The sequence below is a fragment of the bacterium genome, from assembly GCA_040756715.1.
Classification (GTDB): Bacteria; UBA9089; UBA9088; order UBA9088; family UBA9088; genus JBFLYE01.
Genome location: JBFLYE010000110.1, coordinates 1 through 4219, shown reverse-complemented (window position 1 = coordinate 4219; position 4219 = coordinate 1). Strand labels below are relative to the sequence as shown.

The window sequence follows — 4219 nt, the reverse complement described above, 5'->3', positions numbered from 1 at the left end:
TCGTATGACATTGAAAAATGTGTTGCCTGTTGCCTTTGTGCGACATATTGCCCCTCGGGTTGCATAAAAATATCAGCCTTTGAGGATGAGAAACATAACAAGAGGGTTGCCTCTTATGAGATTGATATTAAAAGGTGTATCTTTTGTGGCTTATGCGTAGAGGCCTGCCCAAAGGAGGCAATAAAGCAATCAGAGCTTTATGAGCTTGCCTGTTATAATAAAGACGAGATGGTTTATTCAAAAGAAACCCTTATTAAAGGACCTTTTGTGGAAAAATACAAATGAAGGATAAAATAATACAACAAGGTTGGGAGGTTGAGGATGCATTCTTTGGGGCATTGTTGGGAGCGGTTTTTGGAACTGTCATTCAAAATTCTCCCTGGTATGCCTTTCCTATTTTGGTGGCATTTTTAGGGGGTATTGTAGTTTGTTTAAAAGAGGCCTTTCAACATCCAAAGGGATGGAAGAGGTGGGAAGCTTATGGGGATTTTTCTATGTTCACCATACTTGGCTCTATTTTTCTATATCTATTAGGGGCTTTCAAATTTTCCCACTCCTTTTGGTTAATAATGACTATTATGATTTGGGCGATATTAAAATTCAGAAGCTAATGGAAATTATTGGTTGGATTGGTATTTTTTTTACGCTGATATTCCTCTATCTTCGTATTTTCTTTAAAATCAGTCCAACAGAAATGGTTATTAGGCATATCTTGCCACCCAAAAAGATAATCATTCCATATTTTAAGGTGGTAATCTGAAAATGTTATACGATTACAGTAAAGCTTATTCCCCTCCTGCACCAGTAATAGATGTTGTAATTTCTAATCCTTTAACAGGAAAGGAGGTTACTTGTAAGGGAATAATTGATCCAGGAGCTCAAATGACTGTAATTCCAAAAAAGATATTGGAACTATTAAATCCAATAGAGGTAGTTTCAAGGGTGAACATACAAAGCTTTGATGGCTGCATTTCTGCTACTAATATCTACTCAATAAACCTATGTATTGCCAAGATTGTTATAAAAGGAATTTCTGTTATATGTTATGAAGAAAATACAGCATTGCTGGGAAGGGATATTTTAAACCAATTTGTTATTACCCTTGATGGGAAGAGGGGTATTTTAGAAATCAAGGAGGATGAAAAATGAACCTTCTGTATGACACAGAGAGGTTGATTTCTGTTATTTACAATTGGATGCAATCTCTTTGCAAAACCTACGGAATTCCAGACATTGCTTTGCTCTTTGTCATTATGATAATTGTTGGTGTGCTTGTAGCAGGCTTTGTCTCTGTAAATACCCTTTTCCTTGTCCTTGCCGAGAGAAAGGTTTCAGCATTTATGCAAGACAGGCTTGGTCCAATGAGGGTAGGACCCCAAGGTCTCTTTCAGACAGTAGCAGATGCCATTAAGCTCCTTCAGAAGGAGGATATTGTTCCCGATGAAGCAGATAAAATCCTCCATTTTTTAGCACCTTTAATTATGTTTATCCCAGCAATAATGGCTTATGCGGTTGTTTGCTGGTCTCCTGGTATATGTGCTCTCTCCCTTGATTTAGGGCTTTTATATATCCTTGCCCTCTCTGCTATAGGAACAATTGGCATTGTTATTGCAGGATTTTCCTCAGGAAACAAATGGACGCTCCTTGGTGGAGCAAGGTCAGCAGCTCAAATGATCTCCTACGAGGTTCCCCTTATTTTATCCTTTATTGGTGTTATTATGCTCAATGGTTCTTTAAATCTTAACTCCCTTATATTAGCCCAAAAAAATATCTGGTTCATTGTCTATCAACCCTTAGGATTTTTGCTATTTCTGGTAGCTGGCTGTGCAGAGATAAACAGAGCTCCCTTTGACCTTCCTGAGGCAGAGAGCGAGCTGGTGGCAGGCTTTCATACCGAGTATTCGGGAATGAAATTTGCCTTGTTCTTCCTTGGTGAATATGCAAATATGTTTATCTGTGCTTGCCTTGTAGCAACCCTGTTCCTTGGTGGATGGAATGGAATTCCTGGTCTTCCCCTTATTCTTCCTCCCATTGTTTGGTTTCTTATAAAGACATATTTTATAATATTTGTCATAATGTGGTTTCGCTGGACATATCCAAGGGTTAGGGTTGACCAGCTTATGGGCTTTGGCTGGAAGCTTTTAACACCCCTTGGTTTTTTAAACATAGCAATTACAGGGGTTATGATTTCACTGGGATGGATATAAAACAAATTCGAAATGCAAAAGTCAAAATGCACATACAAAGTATCTTGCGAGCGAAGCAAAAATTGTGGTAAAATATACCATAGTTTTTAGTTTTTATGGTGGATTTGGGATTTTATGTGTTGGGAGGATTGGCAATTATTTCTGCTATGCTTGCCATTTTCTTAAAAAACCTGGTAAGGGCGGTTATGGCTCTTGCCCTATTTTTCCTCTCTATAGGAGGCTTGTATATAAATATGTCCTGTGAATTTTTAGGATTTGTTCAAATTCTTATCTATGTTGGTGGGGTAATTGTTCTATTTCTATTTGTGATTATGACCTCGGGAAATGTAGAAGTTTCTAAATCAAGCTGGATTTTGAGGCTATTTGGGCTTTTAAGCTCTCTCCTTTTATTTTTAGCCCTTGTTTGGGCATCAAAGCCTTTTAATTTTACAAGACTAAAAACATTTTCAGGAATAAAGGAGATAGGAAATCTTCTTATGACACAATACCTTATCCAATTTGAGGTTATCTCCCTCCTCCTCCTTGTTGTTTTAATTGGTTCAATTATGCTTTTAAAAAGGGAATGAATTATCTTTTGCTTTCTGCGCTTATTTTTTGCATAGGGCTATATGGAGCCCTATCAAGGAAGAATGGAATTATGGTTCTTATCTCAATTGAGATAATGCTTAATGCCGGATGCCTTAATCTTGCTTATTTCTCCTCATTTTACAATCCAAGTGGACAAATATTTGCCTTGTTTGCTATGGTTACATCTGCAGCCTGTGTTGGATGTGGCCTTGCCATATTCCTCCTTGCCTTTAGGGAAAAGGAAAAAATAGACCTAGACAATTTTAATCTTCTTAAGGGATAAATCCTATAAAATGAAAATCGCTGTTGATGCAATGGGTGGTGATTATGCACCCGCTGAGATAGTAGGAGGGGCAATAGATGCCATTTCTTTGGGATTTGCAAGAGAGATTATCCTGGTTGGAAATCCTGATTTAATAAAAAATGAGCTAAAAAAACACAAAAAAGAGCTTCCCATTGAGATTTATCCATCTGATAGTGTAATTAGAATGGAAGAATCCCCTATATCTGCTTTAAGAGCAAAGCCAAATTCATCCATTGCTCTCTCCTATTCCTTGGTGAGAAAAAAAATTGCAGGTTCTGTTGTCTCGGCTGGAAATACAGGTGCATCATTTATAGGAGGATTAACAATATTAGGAAGGCTTAAGGGTATAGATAGACCTGCTATTGCTTCACCCATTCCAACAAAAAATGGCATTTGTATCTTAATTGATGTAGGAGCAAATGTTGATTCAAAACCAAAGCATCTCTTTCAATTTGGGGTAATGGGTAAGGTTTATGCAAGCGAGGTTTTAAGAATAAAAAATCCAAGGGTGGGAATTTTGAATATTGGTGAAGAAGAGGGGAAAGGCAATAGGCTTACAGACAAAGCATCCATTTTGTTTTCTAAGGGAAATTTTAATTTTTGTGGAAATATCGAGGGAGGTGATATTTTAAAGGGAAAAGCAGATGTTGTTGTCTGCGATGGGTTTGTTGGCAATTCTATTCTTAAATTTGGAGAGGGTGTGGCTGAATTTATTGTTGATTATATAAGAAATGGAAATTTTATAAATAAATGTGGTCTTTTGTTTGCAAAGGGGCTATTTAAGAGCCTTCTTAAAAAGATAGATTATTCAGAGTATGGAGGAGTTCCTCTACTTGGGATAAGAGGGGTATCCATAATATGCCATGGAAAATCAAAAAGGAAGGCAATTGCTAATGCCATTAGGGTTGCACAAGAGAGCATATTCCATCATATAAATGAAAGGATAGAAGAAGAATTGCGAATTGCGGAAGAATTAGGGATTTAGGAAGTATATGAGAAAGGCAAGGATTGTTGCCACAGGAAGCTATGTTCCCGAAAAAATATTAACCAACCTTTCTCTTGAAAAGATGGTGGAAACCTCTGATGCTTGGATTACAGAGAGAACAGGGATAAAGGAAAGGAGGATTGTTTGTGAAAATAC

Annotated in this window: 8 protein-coding genes; all 8 read left to right on the top strand. The window is 37.3% G+C overall.

What is annotated here, in order from left to right; genetic code table 11:
- On the top strand, nucleotides 1-285 hold a 285-nt coding region (locus tag AB1397_04155; protein ID MEW6482175.1), incomplete at its 5' end, for a 4Fe-4S binding protein.
- Entirely contained in the window at nucleotides 282-611 is a 330-nt protein-coding gene (locus tag AB1397_04150; protein ID MEW6482174.1) for a hypothetical protein, read from the top strand. The genes AB1397_04155 and AB1397_04150, both read left to right, overlap by 4 nt.
- Before the next feature lie 151 nt (nucleotides 612-762).
- Nucleotides 763-1149 carry a hypothetical protein gene (locus tag AB1397_04145; protein ID MEW6482173.1) on the top strand — a complete coding sequence of 129 codons (387 nt, stop codon included), beginning with the start codon at nucleotides 763-765 and terminating at the stop codon, nucleotides 1147-1149.
- Nucleotides 1146-2207, top strand: coding sequence for an NADH-quinone oxidoreductase subunit NuoH (gene nuoH, locus AB1397_04140; GenBank protein MEW6482172.1), 1062 nt, complete (start codon nucleotides 1146-1148; stop codon nucleotides 2205-2207). Before AB1397_04145 ends, nuoH begins: the two co-directional genes overlap by 4 nt.
- 104 nt (nucleotides 2208-2311) lie before the next feature.
- Nucleotides 2312-2773 (top strand): NADH-quinone oxidoreductase subunit J, encoded by a 462-nt coding sequence (locus tag AB1397_04135; protein ID MEW6482171.1) that lies wholly within the window; start codon nucleotides 2312-2314, stop codon nucleotides 2771-2773.
- Nucleotides 2770-3057 (top strand): NADH-quinone oxidoreductase subunit NuoK, encoded by a 288-nt coding sequence (nuoK, locus tag AB1397_04130; GenBank protein MEW6482170.1) that lies wholly within the window; start codon nucleotides 2770-2772, stop codon nucleotides 3055-3057. Before AB1397_04135 ends, nuoK begins: the two co-directional genes overlap by 4 nt.
- A gap of 10 nt (nucleotides 3058-3067) precedes the next feature.
- Nucleotides 3068-4063, top strand: coding sequence for a phosphate acyltransferase PlsX (gene plsX / locus AB1397_04125; GenBank protein ID MEW6482169.1), 996 nt, complete (start codon nucleotides 3068-3070; stop codon nucleotides 4061-4063).
- A 7-nt stretch (nucleotides 4064-4070) separates the two neighbouring features.
- Nucleotides 4071-4219: 3-oxoacyl-ACP synthase (locus AB1397_04120; GenBank protein MEW6482168.1), on the top strand; the 149-nt coding region annotated here is incomplete at its 3' end.